The following is an 18,812-nucleotide window of genomic DNA, read 5'->3' as shown; positions in this document are numbered from 1 at the left end:
GTCATTCTGCTCTGTCACGTGGCCGGGAGTGGTGGGGGCTCGCTCGGGGCGAGTCGTGAGCGGCGCGAACGCGGTCGTGGCCGCGGCGGCGGATGTGGTCGGCACGGGCGCCTTGGAGGACGGCGGTGTGGACCGCGCGGGCCAGGCGGGCGCCCCACAGGGAGCGGGGGCCGGCGAAGGGTTCCGGGGGGTCGGTGGGGTGGGGAGTGTGGGCGGCGATGCAGATGGCGTCCGAGGGGGTGCCGGTGCAGGCGTAGCCGGCGGTGAGGAGGGCTTGGACCTTGGCTTCGGTGGCGGTGGCGATCGCGTTGATCAGGGCCGCGTCGGAGAGGGGCGCGGGGATGGCGGCGAGGATGTTGATGGTGCCGGGAGCGGGGATGCCCGGGGTGCCGGGGACCGGGGCGGCGGCCCAGGTGGGGATGCCGATGCCGGTGGTGACCGCGGCTTCGACGCCCTCGTCGGCGCCGTGTGTCCAGGCGGTGACCTCGGCGGCGGTCATCAGACCCACGCCGAGGGTGCTCGGCAGGCCCAGGGGCGCGGCGACCTCGTGCAGGTGGGTGACCGGGTCCATCCGGTCGTAGCCGGGGCGTACCTGCATGTTCAGCACCCAGGAGCGTTCGCCGATGCCGCCGCCGAGCAGTGCGGAGGAGGCCATTCGCCAGCCGGGACCGGCCCGCCAGAGCAGGGCCGGGCGGCGCACGCCGTCCTCGTCGCGCCAGATTGCCGTCGGCCACAACAACGGGTTCGCCGGCGCCTCGCGCGGGCCGGGCAGGGTGCTCATGCGTCTTCCTCGCTGTCTCGGCCCGCGTGCCCCGGGCGGATCAGGTGCACTCGTGGGCGACCGTCCGGACCCGGCTCGACCGATACCCGCGCCTGGTAGTGCTCGGCGATCGACGCGGGGGTGAGCACCTCGGCGGCCGATCCGAAGGCCACCGGCCGCCCGTCGACCAGCATCAGCAGCCGGTCCGCGTACTGCGCGGCGACGCCCAGGTCGTGCAGCGTGGTGAGCACCGTGAGGCCGTCGTCGCGGCGCAGGCCGTCGACGATCTCCAGCACCTGTTGTTGGTGACCCAGGTCCAGCGCGGTGGTCGGCTCGTCCAGGAGCAGTACCGGTGCCTGCTGGGTGAGGGCGCGGGCCAACACCACGCGTTGGCGTTCGCCGCCGGAGAGGCGGCCCACGTCGCGGCTCGCGAAGGGGCCCAGGTCCAGGCGCTCGATCACCTCGTCGGCGATCGCCCGGTCGCGCCGCCCGGGGCGGGCCAGGTAGCCCAGGTGGGGGGTGCGACCGAGCAGGATGTACTCGTGTACCGGCATCTGCGCGGGCACCACCGGGGTCTGCGCGGTGTAGGCGATGCCGCGGCCCGATTCGCGTCGGGTGAGTTCGCGGACCGGGCGGCCGGCCACGCTGATCGAGCCCAGGTAGGGCAGCAGCCCGGCGACCGCCTTGAGCAGCGTGGACTTGCCCGCGCCGTTGGGGCCGATCACCGCCAACCACTCGCCGGGCTCGACCTCCGCGTCCACCCCGCGCAGCACCGGAACCCCGTCGCGGTCCACGCCGGTGTCGCGCAACAACAACCGGGCGCTCACACGTCCACCTTGCGGGTGCCACGCAGCACGAACACGAAGAACGGCGCGCCGACGAACGCGGTGACCACACCGATCGGCAGCTCGCCGGGCGCGGTGATGGTCCGGGCGAGCAGGTCGGTGAGCACCAGGAAGGCCGCGCCGCACAGCAGCGACATGGGCAACACCCGGCGGTAGCTGCCGCCCACGAAGCGCCGCACGATGTGCGGCACGACGATGCCGACGAAGCCGATCAGGCCGCTGATCGCGACCGCCGACGCGGTGGCGAGGGAGGCGGCCAGGAGCACCACCAGGCGCACCCGGCCGGCCCGGACACCCAGGCCCGCGGCTTCCTCGTCGCCGACCGACATGACGTCGAGCAGGCGTCCGTGCAGGAGCAGCACCGCGGTGCTCAGCAGCGCGTACGGCAGGATCATCCGCAGATCGGCCCAGCCGATGCCGGACAACCGGCCGAAGATCCACGAGTAGATCCGCCGCAGTTCGTCGGTGTTCGCGGACTGCACGTAGGTCTGCGCGGCGGCCAGGAACTGGGCGACCGCGACGCCGGCCAGGACCAGGTTCGCGGTGCCGTCCGAGCGGCCGGTGCTCGCCCCGAGCCCGTAGGCGAGCAGCACCCCGCCCATCGCGCCGACGAACGAGGCGAGCGGCACCACCGGGATCCCGCCCACGCTGTTGCCGTCGGCGTAGACGATCACCAGCGTCGCACCCAGGCCCGCGCCGGAGGCGGCGCCGAGCAGGTACGGGTCCGCCAGCGGGTTGCGAAAGACGCCCTGATAGCCGGCGCCCGCCATGGCCAACAGCCCGCCCACGGTCACCGCGGCCAGCACCCGGGGCAGCCGCAGGTCCATCAGGACCGCGTACTGGACCGGGGACAGGCCATGGTCCAGGTGTACCCACGGCAGCTTGTCCAGCAGGGCCAGCAGCACCCCGCTCGCGGGCAGATCGGCCGCCCCGACGGTCAGTGCGAGCACGACGACGCCGACCAGCAGCACGCCCGCGCCGAGCAGGGGCAGTACCGCCGGTCGGGATCGCCCGGGCAGGAGGTCGCGCACGGGAGGGCCGTCAGCCCTGCGCCGCGCCGGCCTTGGTGACCGCCTCCGACACGGCCCGGACCAGCTCGACCACCCGCGGGCCCCAGCGCGAGGCTATGTCGTCGTCGAGCCCGACCACGCCACCCTTGCGCACCGCGGTCACCCGGTCCCAACCCGGCCGCTTGCCCACCACGTCGGCGTTTTGGCCGCAACACTTGGTGTCGGCGAGGAAGACCAGATCGGGGTTGGCCTGCAGGAGGTATTCGGCGGACAACTGCGGGTAGCCGGTGCCGGCCTTGTCCGCGTCGTCGGCGATGTTCTTCAGGCCGAACTGCGCGTACACCTGACCGAGGAAGGTCTTGGAGGTCGAGGTGTAGAGCGTGTTGTCCAACTCGTGGAAGTAGCTCAGCTGCTTCGCGGGCTTGGGCGTCGCGGCGACGATGGCCGCGATGTCGCCCTTCATTTTGGTCGCCACCTCGCCGGCCTGCCTGCTGTGCCCGGTGGCCGTGCCCAGGGTGGCCAATTGGGCGTACGAGTCGTCGAAGGACTTCGCCGCCGGCGTCAGCACGACCGGGATCTTCAGCTTGGTCAAGGACGCGACCAGGCCGTCGGTGTCGTCCGAGGCGACCACGAGGTCGGGGGTGTAGTTGGTGATCGCCTCGATGTTCGGCTTGAAGCCGGACAGCTTGGTCTTGGGCGCGTCCGCCGGGAAGTTCGACTGGTCGTCCACCGCGGTGACCTGGCCGCCCGCGCCGATCGCGAACAACATCTCGGTGGCGCTGGGCGCGAGCGAGACGATCTTCTTGGGGGCACTCGCGATGGTGACCTTGCCGCCGCCGGAGTCCACGGTGGCCGGGAACGCCTTGGCGTCGGGACCCGATCCGGCCGAGCCGCCGGTCGCGGTCGGCGTGCCCTGGGCCTTGTCGTCCTTCGAGTCGTCCGAGTCACCGCAACCGGTGAGGACGAGCGCGCCCAACAGCAGCGCGGTGGCGGAACGAAGCAGGGGTACGGATCTCAACGAAGACTCCAGGTCCTTCGACGCGGCAGGCGTCGGGACCCGTGGAGACGGATCGCCCCTCCTGCGAGGCCGATGTCGTCGGCGCGAACGAGGCGACCCGGCTCGTCCCCGATCTCCCGGGCGTCCGGGCGGGGCATCACGGTTGCGGGACAGCGCCGGGATCCCACCGGACTTCGCTGCGTTCGACGCCGTCGGCGACAAACCGGTCGCCGACGCGCGAACGATATCAACGGGGTCGTTCACCCTGGGTGATCGGGGCCGGATTACGGGCGATCCATCGACAATCGGGCGCTCGTCGGCGGGGCGCGGGGCATGGGGAACAGTGCGCCGCCGGTCCGTGGTTGAACCGGGCATGACCACCTTCGACGTGCGCCGGGCCGGCGAACGTTTCCACACCCGCGCAGGCTGGCTCGATTCGCACCACAGCTTCTCCTTCGGCCGGCACTACACGCCGGACAACACCCATTTCGGACTGCTCCTGGTCAGCAACGACGACACGGTGGCGCCCGGCACCGGCTTCGACACCCACCCGCATCGGGACATGGAGATCCTCACCTGGGTCCTGTCCGGGGCCCTGGTGCATCAGGACTCCGAGGGCCACAACGGGATCATCCATCCGGGCCTGGCCCAGCGGATGAGCGCCGGTCGCGGCATCCTGCACTCGGAGCGCAACGACGTGGACTCCTCGGACCCGGTGCACTTCGTGCAGATGTGGGTCGTCCCCGACGAGGACGGGATCGCGCCGGGCTACCAACAGCAGGACGTGCGGGCCGAGCTGGCCCGCGGTGACCTGGTGCCGGTCGCGTCCGGTCGCCCCGGCCACGACGCGGCGATCCGGATCCACCAGAAGGACGCCGCGCTGCACGCGGCGCACCTGCCCGCGTCCGGCACCGTGACGCTGCCGGACGCACCGTTCGTGCACGTGTTCGTCGCCCGCGGGATCGTCGACCTGGAAGGGGCCGGCGTGCTCGCGGCGGGTGACGCGGTGCGGGTGTCCGACGCCGACGGGCTGCGGCTCACCGCCTTCCCGGACGGCCCGGCCGAGGTGCTGGTGTGGGAGATGCACGCGGGATTGACCCGGGCGTGAGGATTCGTGCTTGCTTGGAGTGCGCTCCAACTCCGTAGCGTTCGTGTCGTGCCCGTCCCACCGGGGCGGGCTTCCCACCGGAGGCTCACCCATGTCGGCCACGCAACAGGTCACCACACCCGAGGACTACGAGGTCGGCAAGTACTCGATCGGTGAAGTGGTCGAACGCACCGGTCTGACCGCGCACACGCTGCGCTGGTACGAGCGGATCGGCCTGATGCGGCACGTGAGCCGGCAGGGCCCCCGGGCGGGAGGAGACGGGAACGGGCGGGGCAGTCGTCGTCGCTACAGCGACCACGATCTGGACTGGCTGGAGTTCGTCGGCAAGATGCGGCTGACCGGGATGCCGGTGGCGGACATGCTTCGCTACGCGGAGATGATCCGCCTGGGCGACGAGACCCGGGCCGCACGCCGAGAGTTGCTGGAGGACCACCGCGAGGAGGTCCGCAACCGGATCAGCGATCTCCAGAGTTGCCTGCTCGTGATCGACTACAAGATCGAGACGTACGCGGACGCGGAGCGGAGTAACGACGATGAGCACTCTCAAGTTGGGTAGCGACGGTCCCGAGGTCTTCGCACAGGGCCTGGGTTGCATGGGCATGAGCGCCTTCTACGCGGGGGCCGAGCACGACGAGTCGGTGGCCACGCTCGAACGTGCCCTCGACCTGGGTGTCACCCTGTTCGACACCGCGGACGTCTACGGCCCGCACACCAACGAGGAACTGCTCGGAGCCTTCCTCGCCGAGGGCGGCCGGCGCGAACGGGTCACCCTGGCCAGCAAGTTCTCGATCACCGTCACGCCCGAGGGGGAGCGGGAGGTGCGCGGCGACGCGGCCTACGTCAAGCAGGCGGCCGAGGCCAGTCTGCGTCGGCTGCGCACCGACGTGATCGACCTGTACTACATGCACCGCCGCGACGTCCGGGTGCCGATCGAGGAGACCGTCGGCGCGATGGCGGAGCTGGTGCGCGAGGGCAAGGTGCGACACCTGGGCCTGTCCGAGGTGACCGCCAAGGAGTTGCACGCGGCGGCGGCCGTACACCCGATCGCCGCCGTGCAGTCGGAGTGGAGCCTGTTCACCCGCGACATCGAGGACGGCGTGGTGCCGGCCACCCGCGCGGCGGGCGCGGCACTGGTCGCCTACTCGCCGCTGGGTCGAGGCTTTCTGACCGGCGCCTGGGCCAGTGCGGAGACCCTGCCGGAAGGCGACTTCCGCCGCTCCCAGCCGCGCTTCACCGGCGACAACGCCGCCGCGAACGCGGCCATCCTGGCGCCGCTGCAGACGATCGCCCGGGCCCACGACGCCACCCCCGCGCAGGTCGCGCTCGCCTGGGTGCACTCGCGCACCGCGGCGTGGGGCCTGTCGGTGGTGCCGATCCCGGGCACCACCAAGCGACACCGCCTGACGGAGAACGTGGGCGCGGTCGACCTGGTGCTCACCGAGGCCGAACTGGCCGCCCTCGAACCGATCGCCGAGCAGGTCACCGGGGCGCGCTACCCGGACATGACGGCGACCTTCAACGACCGCGACTGAACCCGGCCACAGACCGCCCCGCCGCCGATCCGGCGCGGGGCGGCTCAGCCGCGGCGGCGTCCCTCGCGCTCCAGGCGGTCCACCTCGTGTTGCCGGAGCATGCCCTCGAAGCCCGATTCGCGGATGCGCCGGGCCAACGCGGACGGCGTACTGTGCAACGCGGTCGCCGTGGCGTCCAGGGCCCAGTCGTGCGCGTGCAGCGTGGTGAGCAGGTGCCCCCGGCGGGTCTGGGCCGGGGAGAGCCGAAACGTCTTGCAGTACGCCAGCCGGCCGTCCTGGTGGGTGATCCGCTCGCCGATGTGGTTCTCCTCGTCGAGGCGGAACGAGGGCAGGAACCGGGACAGCTCGAACGGCCCCAGGCGGTACACCGATTCGTGCGTGTACGCGCCCTCGCCGGTGAGCCCGGACAACATCAGGTGGTGGAACCGCTCCCAGGCCCCGACCTGTCCGTCCGCCGCGCGGCGCAGGTCCGCCGGCGAGGACACCCGCTCGGCATCGATCTCCACGACGAAGTCCGGGACCGCCTCGACGTAGGTGGCGTAGTGGAACAGCGCCTCGCCGTACAGGTCTTCGAGCAGGGTCGCGTGCAGGGCCCGGTAGTCGGAGGGATGCGGCACCACGAACACGCTCGCGAGCGTGTCCGCGACGTAGAGCGCGACCCCGCACTGACGCGGGTGGATCTCGAACACCTTGAGCGCGTCGGCCAGACCGCGCACGGCGTACCCGCAGTACGCCTCCTCCATCCGCGGCGTCAACCCCTCGCGCACGGCCCGGTCGGTCCACTCCTCCCACACCATCGAGGGGCCGCCGAAGTGCAACGCGAGATACCCCTCCAGGGCCAGGTGCATCGGCAGGAAACGCAGTCGGTTGCCGCCCACGCCGCGGGCCATCCGGCGCACCGCGCGCCTGGGCGGCATCTTCATCCGCGCGCTGCGCGGCGTGACCGGGCGTTCCTGGAGCTGGGTGCCGAAGGCCGCCGTCGGGTCGCCCTCGGGATCCCACGACGCGACGAAGGCGTGCGGGATGAAGGACCGGTACCAGGAGCCGTCGCCGACGTCGACGATCGAGGGGTCGCCGACCCCGTACACGCGCCGATCCAGCCGCAGGCCCTCCAGCGGTTCCTCGCGCACCAGCGGCACCAGCCGGACCGCGCCCCACACCTGGGCCGGCCGGGCGACCAGCCCGGTCGCCGCGAAAGTCCCGTTCACGCCGCCGCCTTCCGGATACGGAACCGGTCCTGGCGATCAGCCAGGTAGTGGCGCAGTTCCGCGAATCCGGCCCGCCCCTCGGCGAACCGGGCCAACTCGATCAGGGCCGGGACGTCCTCGGCGTCGCGCACCCCCACTGTCGGCACGCTCGCCGACAATCGCTTCACGTCGAAGCCCTGCGCGTCGTACACCGGGTTCAGATGCACCACGGTGGTCGCCTCCTTCGGGTCCAACCGCTCGCGCCACACTCGCAACACCTCGGCGGCCAGGCCGGGCGGGCTGTTGTCCCACCCGTCCGAGACCACGATCAGGCGGTCGGGCGCCAATTCGAGCGCGTCGATCAGTCGGTGGCCCAGCGGCGTCGGCCCGCTCGGCCGGACCAGCAGCGGATCGTGCGTCCCCGAGGTCCACAGTCCGGTGAACTCCCCGGCGAGCGCCTTCAACAGGAACCGACACGCGAGCGCCACGGCCAACGGACGTTGCCGCTTGGCCGTCGAACCGAACGAGGAGAAGCTGTCGTCGAGCACCGCGACGACCCGCCCCCACGTCCCCGCGGCGGCACCGGCCACCCGACGGGCCGAGACGGTCATCGCGTGGCGCAACTCGTCGTGTCGGGCTGCCCGTTCGGCCTGCGACAGGGACAGTACGTACGACGCGAGCCTGGTCAGCCCCATCTCGCCGAGATCCGCCTTGAGCGCCCCGACGCCGGCCCGCTCGCCCGCCGTCTGCAGGCGCAACCGCTCCAGGCGGGTCAGTTGCGGGGCGATCTTCTCCAGGAACGTCGCGCGCTTGATGCCGTGCGCGGAGGCCAGCCCCTCGGCGACGCTGTAGGGCAAGTCGTAGAGCGCGCGCTGCGCGTAGTGCGCCTGCCGCCACGTCTCGAACAACGGCGTGGTGAACACCGGGACCCGGCGCGGCGGCGTGAACAGGAAGGTCCCCGTCTCCGCGGGCACTTCCAGATGCGCGTGCCGCATCGTCGCCTTCACCCCGGCGCGATACTTCACCGCGTCGAAGACCGGATCACGGCGGCCCGTCGTCCAATCCCGCATGATCGCCCGGGTGCGTCGGTTGTTCACGCCTCGTCGGGCCAACTCGCGAAAGAGCTTCCAGACCCGCTGCGGGGCCATCGACTCCAGCCTGCGCGCGATCAGCTCGCCCTCGCGCCGACGCACCTCGGGAGTCAGCTCGCGGCTGCTCACCAGCAGGTTCCGGACGATCAGGGCCGCGTTGAAGTCGTTGATGTCCAGCGCGAGGGTGGCGGCATAGAGCTCGCGGTAGTTGCCCACGATGTATTCGTGCAGGAACTCCACCGACAGCCGTTGGGTGTCCGCGTCGTCGCGGAACTCGCGCTGGCCGGTCGCGGTCACCGCCGCGTTGACGAACATCACCACGTCTTCGCACGCGACCAGATCCCGGCGATCCACCAGATATCCCCTCGACCGGACAAAATTGATGCCGGCCGGGGAATGGAGGCGCGAACAGCGAAGTGACGCTTAAGAGGCGATTCCGAAAGTCGCAGCCGAAGTCCCGCGGCCGGCCCCGAGAGTCTAGTCCCCGGGCAATCCCGAAGGCTCGGCAATAACGGCCGTGGCCCCGATCCGCGAACGGATCGGGGCCACGGCCGGGTCATTCGCCGGTCAGGCGTCGCCGCCGACCGTGCCCACTCCGGCCGCCTTGACGTCCAGGAGTTCGTACTTCTCGATCGCCTTCGTGACGATCCCGGTCTCGATCTCGCCGCGCCGGGCGAGCTCGGACAGCACGCCCACCACGACGGACTCGGTGTCCACGTGGAAGAAGCGCCGCGCCGCACCGCGGGTGTCCGCGAAGCCGAAGCCGTCGGTGCCCAGCGACGCGAAGTCGGCCGGGACCCAACGCGAGATCTGGTCCGGGACGGCCCGCATCCAGTCGCTGACCGCCACCACCGGGCCGGGCCGGCCGTCGAGTACTCGGGTCACGTACGGGATGTGCGGCTCGGCCTCGGGGTGGAGCAGGTTGTGCTCCTCCGCCGCGACCGCGTCGCGCCGCAGCTCGTTCCAGGACGTGGCCGACCACACGTCGGCGACCACGTTCCAGTCCTCGGCGAGCAACTTCTGCGCTTCCAGCGCCCACGGCATACCGACACCGGAGGCGAGGATCTGGGCACGCAGCGCGCCCTCCTTGGCGGGACCGTCCTGGTAGAGGTACAGACCCTTGAGGATGCCGTCCACGTCGACGTTCGCGGGCTCCGCCGGCTGCGCGATGGGCTCGTTGTAGACCGTCATGTAGTAGAAGATGTCCTCGGCGTTCTCGCCGTACATCCGCCGCAGACCGTCCTTGACGATGTGCGCGATCTCGTACGAGAAGGCCGGGTCGTACGCCACACAGGCCGGGTTGGTCGAGGCCAGGAGCTGCGAGTGCCCGTCCGCGTGCTGGGTGCCCTCGCCGGTCAGCGTGGTGCGACCGGCCGTGGCGCCGAGCACGAAGCCGCGGCTGAGCTGGTCGGCCATCTGCCAGAACTGGTCGCCGGTGCGCTGGAACCCGAACATCGAGTAGAAGACGTACACGGGGATCATCTGCTCGCCGTGCGTCGAGTACGTCGAGCCCGCCGCGATCAGCGACGCCACACAACCGGCCTCGGAGATGCCGTCGTGCAACATCTGACCCTGCGCCGACTCCTTGTAGGACAGGAGCAGCTCACGGTCGACCGAGTCGTAGGTCTGCCCGTGCGGGTTGTAGACCTTCGCGGTCGGGAACATCGCGTCCATGCCGAACGTGCGGTACTCGTCCGGAGCGATCGGCACGAACCGCTTGCCGATCTCGGAGTCGCGCATCAGGTCCTTGAGCAGCCGCACGAACGCCTGCGTCGTGGCGACCGGCTGCTTCGAACCCTTCTTCAGCACGCTGTAGACCGGGTCGCCGGGCAGCTTGAGCGCCTTGGACCGGTCCAACCGCTGCGGCAGCGAACCACCGAGCGCGGCGCGCCGCTCGCGCATGTACTCCATCTCCTCGGACTTCTCACCGGGGTGGAAGTACGGGGGGACGTCGCCTTCGAGCTGCTCGTCCGAGATCGGCAGGTAGAGCCGGTCGCGGAACGCCTTCAGGTCCGACTTGGTGAGCTTCTTCATCTGGTGCGTGGCGTTGCGCGACTCGAAGTTCGGGCCGAGCGTCCACCCCTTCACCGTCTGCGCCAGGATCACCGTCGGCTGGCCGACGTGCTCACGTGCCGACTTGAAGGCCGCGTAGACCTTGCGGTAGTCGTGCCCGCCGCGACCGAGCTTTTGGATGTCCTCGTCGGACAGGTCCTGCACCATCCGGCGCAGCCGCGCGTCGTCGCCGAAGAAGTGCTCGCGCACGTACGCGCCGGACTCCACCGCGTAGGTCTGGAACTGGCCGTCGGGCGTCGTGTTCATCTTGTTCACGAGCGCGCCGTCGGTGTCCTGGGCCAGCAGCGGGTCCCAGTCGCGACCCCAGACGACCTTGATCACGTTCCAGCCGGCGCCGCGGAAGTACGACTCCAGCTCCTGAATGATCTTGCCGTTGCCGCGCACCGGACCGTCGAGCCGCTGCAGGTTGCAGTTGATCACGAAGGTGAGGTTGTCCAGCTCCTCACGGGCGGCCAGGCCGATGTTGCCGAGCGACTCGGGCTCGTCCATCTCGCCGTCGCCGAGGAAGGCCCACACGTGGCTGCGCGAGGTGTCCTTGATGTTGCGGTTGTGCAGGTACCGGTTGAACCGGGCCTGGTAGATCGCCCCGAGCGGGCCCAGGCCCATCGAGACGGTCGGGAACTCCCAGAAGTCCGGCATCATCCGCGGGTGCGGGTAGCTGGGCAGCCCGTTCGGGGCGGCCGACTTCTCCTGGCGGAACCCGTCGAGCTGTGCCTCGCTGAGGCGTCCCTCCAGGAAGGCACGTGCGTAGATGCCCGGGGACGCGTGTCCCTGGAAGTAGATCTGGTCGCCCGATTCCCCGTGGTCCTTGCCGCGGAAGAAGTGGTTGAAGCCGACCTCGTACAGGCTCGCCGACGACGCGTAGGTGGCGATGTGACCGCCGACCCCCAGCCCCGGGCGGTTCGCCCGCGACACCATGATCGCGGCGTTCCACCGCACGAACGCACGGATGCGCCGCTCGATGTTCTCGTCGCCGGGGAACCAGGGCTCGCTCTCCGGGGCAATCGTGTTGATGTAGTCCGTGCTGCGCAGAGCCGGCACGCCGACCTGTCGTTCACGGGCCCGTTCGAGCAGCTTGAGCATGATGTAGCGGGCTCGCTGGCGGCCCTGCTCGTTGATGACTGCGTCCAGCGACTCCAGCCATTCCCCGGTCTCGTTCGGATCGATGTCGGGGAGCTGGCTCGGGAGGCCGTCGCTGATGATCGAGAAGCGCTCTCGTCCGGAAGCCACGCTGTTCCTTCGCCTTATCGGTAGATGGGGACCCTCCCCGCGCGAGAGCGGGGTCGACCACCCTGAGCGGTGTCGCGCCGTCCCCATCGTGGTACCCGGACGTTGGATCCGTCATCTCTACCGACCGGTAATGGACCGGCGGGGTGCCCGCCTGCATCTCATGTACCGAGCCCGATCCGTGTTCGGCTACCGCGAAAGGAGCGGAGCTGCCCTGATCGTCCGGCTGTCACCGGACGCTCCTCGCGGCGGTTCGCGATTGCGGGGTGATGCAACCGTGAACCTCCAAGACCTTACGCCGACTGTCATACGGACAGCGCACTGGCGTAGTTCCCCTGGGAGGGTGTGAGGGCTTTCGCACCCCTTCGGCCGCGAGGTCGGAGCCGATGCGGGCACCAATCGCGGCGACCGGCTCCACGTGGGCGGGGTGGATCCGACCGCCGGACGGCCCCGGCGGACCCGGTGGGTTTTCTTCTGTCAGGCTGGACCCTCGAATACGTTGCGTGATCCACACCCGGTCGGGGTAGCTTCCGCACAGGGCGTGGTGTGGCGTTTGCGCAAGTACGTGACCTGGGTACTTGCGCGAACAGCCTGGCGCGTGTGGACTTACGCGCGTGAGCCCCGAAGCGTTGTGGGGCCGGACAAGGGAGGTTGATTCGTGAGCGCGACCGCGGACCACGCGGAAGAGCGGGCCAACTCGGCTGCTCGACTTGGGTTCCAGCCCGGACAGGTGGTCCAGGAGCTCGGTTACGACGACGACGTGGACGAGGAGTTGCGCGAGGAGATCGCGGAACTCACCGGCAACGAACTCGTCGATGAGGACTACGAGGAAGACGTTGCCGACGTCGTTCTGTTGTGGTTCCGCGACGATGACGGCGATCTCGTCGACACCCTCGTGGATGCCCTCGCCACGCTCACGGATGGCGGCCATATCTGGCTGCTGACCCCGAAGACCGGCCGGGACGGATATGTAGAACCCTCGGACATCGGTGAGGCCGCGCCGACGGCGGGCTTGGCCCGCACGACGAGCTTCGGCGCCGTCAAGGACTGGTCGGCGACCCGTCTGGTGTCGCCCAAGGCGGTGCGCAGCGGCAAGAAGTAAACCGATGCCACTGCGGTAAGCAGACGAGCTGTACGGCTGCGGTTGGTGAGCAGCGAGTGTGAGGCCCCGGGCGGTGACTTTGGTCACTGGTCGGGGTTTTGCTGTTTCGGTGCGGTGGTTGTCGGGGCGGTGCCGGCGGGGCGGGGGCGTTCCGGACGCTCCGGGTGTTCGGCGGCGTTCAGGGGCGGAAGCGGGGGAGGGTGGGCAGGAGGGCGGTCATTCGGCCGACGCTGCCCAGGGCGGTTGCGGTCAGGCGCAGCGCGGGGCCGCCCGGGAGGCCGGGGACGTGGTCCAGGAGCGGGGCCAGGGCGAGCAGGCCGGGCAGGTTGTGCGGCTTGAGGTCGCGTCGGGCGAGCAGGCCCGGGACGGCGCGGCGGCCTGCGGAGGCGTCCAGGAGCAGGGCGGCGGAGCGGGCCTCGACGGCGGGGAGGGTGGGGCGGCCGGGGGGCAGGGGGAAGACCTCCCAGCCGGTGCCGTCGGCGCCGGGGGCGGCGAAGCCCCAGCCGCCGCCGGGTACGGCCAGGCCGGTGCGGGCTCGGACGCCGTGGCGGGCGGCGAGGGCGCCGGTGATGTCGGCCAGGGCCAGGACGCCGGCGTCGAGGAGCGCGGGGGGCGGTTCGTCGGCGCCGCAGGGGGCCAGGTCGAGTGCGTGTACGGCCAGTTCGTAGGCGATCGCGCCGAGCTGGGTGAGGAGCGGGACGGGGCCTACCTGGGAACCGGTACGGGCCAGGGCCAGGGTCGGGTCCTGGGCGGTCGCGTCGAAGGCCGCCGCGAGTCGGGTGCGGCCGTCGTCGAGGGCGGCGAGCAGTTCCTCGGTCGTGGCGTCGCGATGGGTGTCGACCAGGCGGGCGTTGACGTCGTCCTGGTGCATCGGGGCGGTGTCGGGGGAGCGTCGACCGCTTGCCTCTGCGAGCAGGCGGGCCAGCAGGGGGGCCTCCGGCCAGGAGGCGAGGTGGGTGATCACGGCGCGGGCGTTCCAGCCGGGGAGGCGGGAGGGGGCGTCCGGGTCGACTTGGGCGGCCAGGTCGCGGAAGGCGTCCCAGGCGGTGAGGGCGCGTGCGCGTTGCTTGGGGGTGGGCATGGAGGCGGTGCCCCATGGGCCGCACACGGACTCGATCGACATGCTCGCATACTGCCCGTTGGGTCGGGGGGCGAACGCTGGGGGCCCGGGGGCGGGGTTGCCCTCAGGCGCCGGGCGGGGCTGCCTTGGCCTCATGCGCCGGCCGGGCTGGGTTCGCCTCAAGCGCCGGCGGGGCTGCCTTGGCCTCATGCGCCGGCCGGGCTGGTTCGCCTCAAGCGCCGGCGAGGCTGAGTGGCCTCAAGTGCCGGCGGGGCTGGGTGGCCTCATGCGCTGGCCGGGCTGGGTTCGCCTCAAGCGCCGGCGGGGCTGGGTGGCCTCATGCGCCGGCCGGGCTGGGTTCGCCTCAAGCGCCGGCGGGGCTGGGTGGCCTCAAGCGCCGGCCGGGCTGATTCGCCTCAAGCGCCGGCGAGGCTGAGTGGCCTCAAGTGCCGGCGGGGCTGGGTGGCGTCAAGTGCCGGCCGGGTTGGGTTCGCCTCATGCGCCGGTTGCCGGGCTGGGTGGCCTCAAGGCTTTGGTTGGGCTGATTCGGCTTGAGGGGCCGGAGGCTGCTTGGTCTCGAAGGTTGGTCGGGTTGGTTGTTCTGGTGGGCTGGGTGGGGCCGGGTGGTGGGGCGGGGGTGGTTAGGCTCGGGGGGAGAGGCGGATGGCGCCTGGGAGAAGGGGATTGCATCGTGGCTGTCGAGGTTGGTAGCAAGGCACCCGAGTTCGAGCTCAAGAACCAGCACGGCGAGGTTGTTCGGCTGGCGGACTTCCGTGGTGAGAAGAACGTTTTGTTGGTCTTCTATCCGTTCGCGTTCACCGGTGTGTGCACCGGGGAGCTTTGCGCGCTGCGGGACGACCTGCCGAACTACCAGAACGACGACGTGCAGGTGCTGGCCGTGTCGTGCGACGCGCCGTTCTCGCTGCGTGTGTTCGCCGAGCAGGAGGGCTACGAGTATCCGCTGCTCTCGGACTTCTGGCCGCACGGTGGCGTCGCGCAGGCGTACGGCGTCTTCGCCGAGGACAAGGGTTGCGCCGTCCGTGCGACCTTCGTCATCGACAAGGAGGGCGTGATCAAGTGGAGCGTGGTCAACGCGATCCCGGACGCCCGTGACCAGGCGGAGTACCTGAAGGCGCTCGCGAGCGTCTGATCCGGTGTAGGCCGGGTCGGGTCGGGGTACCCATGCCGCGGCGAGACTCCCGTCGGTCAGGAACTCCTGACTAGGATCGGCGCGTTGTCACGTCTGTAGGCGAAAATTCCGGGGCACCAGTTGCTCCATGAACCTTTGGAGGACTCGTGGGCGTCAGCCTGAGCAAGGGCGGCAACGTCTCGCTCTCGAAGGAGGCTCCGGGCCTCACCGCTGTTCTGGTCGGCCTGGGCTGGGATGTGCGTACGACCACCGGCACGGACTTCGACCTCGACGCGAGCGCGATCCTGCTCAACGGAGGCGGTCAGGCGCCGTCGGACGGGCACTTCGTCTTCTTCAACAACCTCAAGAGCCCCGACGGCTCCGTCGAGCACACCGGTGACAACACCACCGGTGAGGGCGAGGGCGACGACGAGGCGCTGAAGGTCAACCTGGCGGGTGTTCCGGCCGACGTGGAGCGGATCGTCTTCCCGGTCTCGATCTACGACGCCGAGACGCGGCAGCAGAGCTTCGGTCAGGTCCGCAACGCGTTCATTCGCATCGTGAACCAGGCCGACAACAAGGAACTCGCCCGGTACGACCTCACCGAGGACGCGTCCACGGAGACCGCGATGGTCTTCGGCGAGCTGTACCGCAACGGCGCGGAGTGGAAGTTCCGCGCGGTGGGCCAGGGCTACGCGTCCGGCCTGCGCGGTATCGCCAAGGACTTCGGGGTCAACGTCTGACCGGCGAGACACCAACGAACGCCCGCCGACCGCAGCCGCGGTCGGCGGGCGTTCGCCGTCCCGGACCCTGGTGGGTCGTGTGCAGATCGCTGTCGAAGATCCCCTCGGGCATGCCTTGAGCTGTGCAAAAAGGGGGTCCCGCCGGGTCGGGGGCATGGCAAGGTTGAAGCGAATGTACGACGATCAGGAGGAATCGATGGGGGTCACCCTCGCCAAGGGCGGAAACGTCTCGCTGAGCAAGGCCGCACCCAACCTCACCAATGTGCTGGTGGGTCTGGGCTGGGACGCGCGTGCCACCACGGGCGCCTCGTTCGACCTGGACGCGAGTGCGCTGCTGTGCGGTGGTGCGGGCAAGGTGCTCGGCGACGACTATTTCGTTTTCTACAACAATCTCAAGAGCCCCGAGGGTTCGATCGAGCACACCGGCGACAACCTCACGGGCGACGGTGACGGCGACGACGAGGTGATCCTCGTCGATCTGATGGCCGTTCCGGAGCAGGTCGAGAAGGTGGTGTTCCCCGTCTCGATCTACGACGCCGAGATGCGCGGGCAGACCTTCGGACAGGTCCGCAACGCCTACATCCGGATCGTGAATCAGGCGGACAACAACGAGCTGGCGCGTTACGACCTCACGGAGGATGCGTCAAGCGAGACAGCCATGATCTTTGGAGAACTTTACCGTTACCAGGGGGAGTGGAAGTTCCGCGCAGTAGGGCAGGGGTACGCTTCGGGCCTGCGGGGGATCGCACTCGACTTCGGCGTCAGCGTGCAATGAGTACGTGCTGACGGTGTGTGTCAGGGTCGGTCACCCGGTGGGGCCGGCCCTGACGCCTTTCCCGGGGTTTCTCGGGTGGGGGAGTGAGGGCCGGTCTTCCTGATGACCCACCCGGAGATGCAATCCCCAGGTAGATAAGGACCTCATCCGTGGTAATCCGTACGTTCGGCTGGTCGTTCGGCGTGACGGTGGCCGGTCTCGCCGTCGCCGCTTATTTTTGGGGGGCGACCGGATTCGGCATCGTGCTGATCCTGTCGATCCTCGAGATCTCGTTGTCTTTCGACAACGCTGTAGTAAATGCCACCGTCCTCAAGAAGATGAATGCCTTCTGGCAGAAGATGTTCCTGACGGTCGGCATCTTGATCGCCGTCTTCGGCATGCGGCTCGTCTTCCCGTTGCTCATCGTCAGCCTGACCGCCGGAATCGGTCCGGTGGACGTCGTCGACCTCGCGTTCCACGACGACAAGATGATCGACGGGATGACCTACGCGCAGCACCTGGACGAGGCGCATCCGGCGATCGCCGCCTTCGGTGGCCTGTTCCTGTTGATGATCTTCCTGGACTTCATGTTCGACGACGAGCGTGAGCACCGGTGGATCGGCCCGCTGGAGCGCTTCACCGGCAAGCTCGCCAACTTCGATGTGCTCTCCACGCTGATCGCGCTGATCACCCTCGTGGTCGTGGCCCAGACGCTCTCGCCCGCGCACAAGGAGGGCACGGTGATGGTGGCCGGCGTGCTCGGCCTGATCGCCTACCTGGGTGTCGGCGGACTCTCGGACTACTTCGAGACGCACGGCACGCTGGCGCACATCAACGACGAAGAGGACGAGGACGAGGCCGAGGCGGGTGCGGAGCCGGCCAAGGCCGAGGGACGCGGCGGGCCCAAGCCCGTGCAGCTCGCCGCCGGCAAGGCGGCGTTCTTCATGTTCCTCTACCTCGAGGTGCTCGACGCCTCGTTCTCCTTCGACGGTGTGGTCGGTGCGTTCGCGATCACCCAGGACCTGCTGATGATCACGCTGGGTCTGGGCATCGGCGCGATGTACATCCGGTCGCTCACGGTCTACCTGGTGCGCCAGGGCACGCTGGACGACTACGTCTACCTGGAGCACGGCGCGATGTACGCGATCGGCGCCCTGGCGAGCATCCTGCTGCTGTCGATCAAGTGGGAGATCCACGAGGTGATCACCGGTGTGATCGGGGTCGGCTTCATCGGCGTCGCGCTGATCTCCTCGATCATGCGCAACAAGCGGATCGGTCACGTTCCGGGGCAGAACGGCGAGACCAAGGCCGAGGCCTAGCCCGCCGGCCGCAGGTGACGCGCAGGACCACGACCGGTACCGCGCCCGAGCAATTCGGGCGCGGTACCGGTTTTTTCGAGCCCGGTTATGTTGTGTACTGAAGCCGCCACTACGCGTACGCGTGCCGGCCGGGGGACCAGGGAGGGCTTGATGCCGCTTTTCGACTGGCGTCGGGGATTGATCGAACGCGAGCCCGAGCACGGCGGGCACAAGGTCGCGCTGACCCGTTCGACGCCCGAGGTCTCACTGACCCAGGCCGGTTCCGCGACCGGGACGCTGCGGGTCAATCTGCACTGGAATCCGCAGGTCGAGGAGGCGCCGCCGAGACAGCGCAGCGGGGGTCTGTTCCGGCCCCTCGCGGTGCAGGCGCCGCCGTTGCCGCAGAAGATCGACCTCGACCTCGGCTGCATGTGGGAGATGAGCGACGGTTCCAAGGGCGTGGTCCAGGCGCTGGGCAACCTGTACGGGTCGTTCAGTCAGCCGCCGTATGTCCGGCTGGACACCGACGACCGATCCGGATCGGCGTCGGGCGAGACGTTGTTCATCAACATCGATCAGGCACGCAACGTGCGCCGGTTGTTGATCTTCGTCTACATCTACGAGGGCATCCCGGCGTTCGATCAGGTCAACGGGGTGGTCACGCTGTTCCCGAACGCGGGTCTGCCGATCGAGGTGCGACTGGACGAGCATGCCCGCGAGGCGCACACGTGCGCGGTCGCGGTGGTGGAGAACCACGGCGACGAGATCGTGGTCCGGCGCGAGGTGCGCTACGTGCACGGCTACCAGGCCGAGCTGGACCGGCAGTACAACTGGGGGCTGCTGTGGGCGCGCGGCTACAAGTGAGCGGGCGCCGGTGGACCGCACCGGGCCCGGCT

17 protein-coding genes and 1 riboswitch are annotated in these 18,812 nt (G+C 69.8%); of the genes, 9 read left to right on the top strand and 8 right to left on the bottom strand.

What is annotated here, in order from left to right; genetic code table 11:
* Position 1: 1 nt before the first annotated feature.
* From ABZ374_RS14205 to ABZ374_RS14190, 4 genes are read right to left on the bottom strand one after another with little or no spacing between them, the layout of a single operon-like run.
* A complete protein-coding gene (locus ABZ374_RS14205) occupies positions 2–781 on the bottom strand; it encodes an adenosylcobinamide amidohydrolase (protein WP_360310567.1) in 780 nt (259 codons plus the stop codon).
* Positions 778–1,587, bottom strand: coding sequence for an ABC transporter ATP-binding protein (locus tag ABZ374_RS14200; RefSeq protein ID WP_360310565.1), 810 nt, complete (start codon positions 1,585–1,587; stop codon positions 778–780). The genes ABZ374_RS14205 and ABZ374_RS14200 overlap by 4 nt, the downstream gene beginning before the upstream one ends.
* Positions 1,584–2,636, bottom strand: coding sequence for an iron ABC transporter permease (locus ABZ374_RS14195; RefSeq protein ID WP_360310563.1), 1,053 nt, complete (start codon positions 2,634–2,636; stop codon positions 1,584–1,586). The genes ABZ374_RS14200 and ABZ374_RS14195 overlap by 4 nt, the downstream gene beginning before the upstream one ends.
* Before the next feature lie 10 nt (positions 2,637–2,646).
* The gene (locus ABZ374_RS14190; RefSeq protein ID WP_360310561.1) at positions 2,647–3,633 is read right to left on the bottom strand and encodes an ABC transporter substrate-binding protein; all 987 of its coding nucleotides are present in this window, start codon (positions 3,631–3,633) and stop codon (positions 2,647–2,649) included.
* Positions 3,634–3,745: 112 nt separating this feature from the next.
* Positions 3,746–3,808: riboswitch (cobalamin riboswitch) on the bottom strand.
* A 177-nt stretch (positions 3,809–3,985) separates the two neighbouring features.
* Between ABZ374_RS14190 and ABZ374_RS14185 the strand changes: the two genes are divergently transcribed.
* The 3 genes from ABZ374_RS14185 to ABZ374_RS14175 all read left to right on the top strand — a co-directional run bounded on the left by ABZ374_RS14185 (position 3,986) and on the right by ABZ374_RS14175 (position 6,252).
* Positions 3,986–4,720 (top strand): pirin family protein, encoded by a 735-nt coding sequence (locus tag ABZ374_RS14185; RefSeq protein ID WP_360310559.1) that lies wholly within the window; start codon positions 3,986–3,988, stop codon positions 4,718–4,720.
* Positions 4,721–4,811: 91 nt separating this feature from the next.
* Entirely contained in the window at positions 4,812–5,276 is a 465-nt protein-coding gene (locus ABZ374_RS14180) for a MerR family transcriptional regulator (RefSeq protein ID WP_360310557.1), read from the top strand.
* Positions 5,254–6,252: an aldo/keto reductase gene (locus tag ABZ374_RS14175; RefSeq protein WP_360310555.1), complete on the top strand. Its 999-nt coding sequence runs from the start codon at positions 5,254–5,256 to the stop codon at positions 6,250–6,252. The genes ABZ374_RS14180 and ABZ374_RS14175 overlap by 23 nt, the downstream gene beginning before the upstream one ends.
* Before the next feature lie 44 nt (positions 6,253–6,296).
* Here the strand turns inward: ABZ374_RS14175 and ABZ374_RS14170 are convergent, their stop codons facing one another.
* The 3 genes from ABZ374_RS14170 to aceE form a co-directional block, all read right to left on the bottom strand.
* On the bottom strand, positions 6,297–7,460 hold the full coding sequence (locus ABZ374_RS14170) for a hypothetical protein (RefSeq protein WP_360310553.1): 1,164 nt from the start codon (positions 7,458–7,460) through the stop codon (positions 6,297–6,299).
* On the bottom strand, positions 7,457–8,845 hold the full coding sequence (locus ABZ374_RS14165; RefSeq protein WP_360310753.1) for a hypothetical protein: 1,389 nt from the start codon (positions 8,843–8,845) through the stop codon (positions 7,457–7,459). Before ABZ374_RS14165 ends, ABZ374_RS14170 begins: the two co-directional genes overlap by 4 nt.
* A gap of 252 nt (positions 8,846–9,097) precedes the next feature.
* Positions 9,098–11,833 (bottom strand): pyruvate dehydrogenase (acetyl-transferring), homodimeric type, encoded by a 2,736-nt coding sequence (gene aceE, locus ABZ374_RS14160; protein ID WP_360310551.1) that lies wholly within the window; start codon positions 11,831–11,833, stop codon positions 9,098–9,100.
* 655 nt (positions 11,834–12,488) lie between these two features.
* Between aceE and ABZ374_RS14155 the strand changes: the two genes are divergently transcribed.
* Entirely contained in the window at positions 12,489–12,932 is a 444-nt protein-coding gene (locus ABZ374_RS14155; protein WP_360310549.1) for a DUF3052 domain-containing protein, read from the top strand.
* A 178-nt stretch (positions 12,933–13,110) separates the two neighbouring features.
* Here ABZ374_RS14155 and ABZ374_RS14150 read toward each other — a convergent pair whose 3' ends face one another.
* Positions 13,111–14,055 (bottom strand): maleylpyruvate isomerase N-terminal domain-containing protein, encoded by a 945-nt coding sequence (locus ABZ374_RS14150; protein ID WP_360310547.1) that lies wholly within the window; start codon positions 14,053–14,055, stop codon positions 13,111–13,113.
* 628 nt (positions 14,056–14,683) lie between these two features.
* Here ABZ374_RS14150 and ABZ374_RS14145 point away from each other — a divergent pair.
* The 5 genes from ABZ374_RS14145 to ABZ374_RS14125 all read left to right on the top strand — a co-directional run bounded on the left by ABZ374_RS14145 (position 14,684) and on the right by ABZ374_RS14125 (position 18,780).
* Complete coding sequence (locus tag ABZ374_RS14145; protein ID WP_360310545.1) at positions 14,684–15,142, top strand: peroxiredoxin; 459 nt, start codon at positions 14,684–14,686, stop codon at positions 15,140–15,142.
* A gap of 146 nt (positions 15,143–15,288) precedes the next feature.
* Positions 15,289–15,864 carry a TerD family protein gene (locus tag ABZ374_RS14140; protein WP_360310543.1) on the top strand — a complete coding sequence of 192 codons (576 nt, stop codon included), beginning with the start codon at positions 15,289–15,291 and terminating at the stop codon, positions 15,862–15,864.
* Positions 15,865–16,060: 196 nt separating this feature from the next.
* A complete protein-coding gene (locus ABZ374_RS14135; protein ID WP_026219140.1) occupies positions 16,061–16,639 on the top strand; it encodes a TerD family protein in 579 nt (192 codons plus the stop codon).
* Positions 16,640–16,788: 149 nt separating this feature from the next.
* Positions 16,789–17,937 carry a DUF475 domain-containing protein gene (locus ABZ374_RS14130; RefSeq protein WP_360310541.1) on the top strand — a complete coding sequence of 383 codons (1,149 nt, stop codon included), beginning with the start codon at positions 16,789–16,791 and terminating at the stop codon, positions 17,935–17,937.
* Between the two features lie 150 nt (positions 17,938–18,087).
* Positions 18,088–18,780 carry a Tellurium resistance gene (locus tag ABZ374_RS14125; protein WP_360310539.1) on the top strand — a complete coding sequence of 231 codons (693 nt, stop codon included), beginning with the start codon at positions 18,088–18,090 and terminating at the stop codon, positions 18,778–18,780.
* The last annotated feature ends 32 nt before the right edge of the window (positions 18,781–18,812 follow it).

Source organism: Embleya sp. NPDC005971 (genome assembly GCF_040629175.1).
Lineage (GTDB): Bacteria > Actinomycetota > Actinomycetes > Streptomycetales > Streptomycetaceae > Embleya.
Note: the sequence above shows the minus strand (reverse complement) of the source record. Positions and strands in the feature narration are given on the sequence as shown.

Coding starts and splice junctions, on each gene's coding strand:
- ABZ374_RS14205 (WP_360310567.1), bottom strand. CDS start 781: ATGAGCACCCTGCCCGGCCCGCGCGAGGCGCCGGCGAACCCGTTGTTG.
- ABZ374_RS14185 (WP_360310559.1), top strand. CDS start 3,986: ATGACCACCTTCGACGTGCGCCGGGCCGGCGAACGTTTCCACACCCGC.
- ABZ374_RS14180 (WP_360310557.1), top strand. CDS start 4,812: ATGTCGGCCACGCAACAGGTCACCACACCCGAGGACTACGAGGTCGGC.
- ABZ374_RS14175 (WP_360310555.1), top strand. CDS start 5,254: ATGAGCACTCTCAAGTTGGGTAGCGACGGTCCCGAGGTCTTCGCACAG.
- ABZ374_RS14165 (WP_360310753.1), bottom strand. CDS start 8,845: ATGTTCGTCAACGCGGCGGTGACCGCGACCGGCCAGCGCGAGTTCCGC.
- ABZ374_RS14150 (WP_360310547.1), bottom strand. CDS start 14,055: ATGTCGATCGAGTCCGTGTGCGGCCCATGGGGCACCGCCTCCATGCCC.
- ABZ374_RS14135 (WP_026219140.1), top strand. CDS start 16,061: ATGGGGGTCACCCTCGCCAAGGGCGGAAACGTCTCGCTGAGCAAGGCC.
- ABZ374_RS14125 (WP_360310539.1), top strand. CDS start 18,088: ATGCCGCTTTTCGACTGGCGTCGGGGATTGATCGAACGCGAGCCCGAG.